This window comes from Burkholderia sp. SIMBA_051, assembly GCF_046534915.1.
GTDB classification, from domain to species: domain Bacteria; phylum Pseudomonadota; class Gammaproteobacteria; order Burkholderiales; family Burkholderiaceae; genus Burkholderia; species Burkholderia ambifaria.
Genome location: NZ_JAWRXS010000817.1, coordinates 1 through 240, shown reverse-complemented (window position 1 = coordinate 240; position 240 = coordinate 1). Strand labels below are relative to the sequence as shown.

At 53.3% G+C, this 240-nt stretch carries 1 protein-coding gene; it reads right to left on the bottom strand.

The annotated features are described in order from the left end of the window. A partial coding sequence (locus tag SB771_RS36725) for a biotin/lipoyl-containing protein (RefSeq protein WP_410722249.1) occupies nt 1-235 on the bottom strand: 235 nt, incomplete at its 3' end. Nucleotides 236-240 lie beyond the last annotated feature (5 nt).

The window sequence follows — 240 nt, the reverse complement described above, 5'->3', positions numbered from 1 at the left end:
CTTCCATGGATGCCTTATCGGATTCGAGCGTGATGAGCGTTTGCTCTTTTTCGATCACGTCGCCGGGTTTGATGTTGACTTCGATGACATCGACGCCGTTGAAATCGCCGATATCTGGAACTTTGACTTCGATGAGACTCATGTACGTCCCCTTCTTGTTGGCTACGGAGAGAGGGAATGGAAACTCGCGCGACGAACCGGCCACGGCCTGACAAGAGAACGCGAACCTGGGCAGAACCA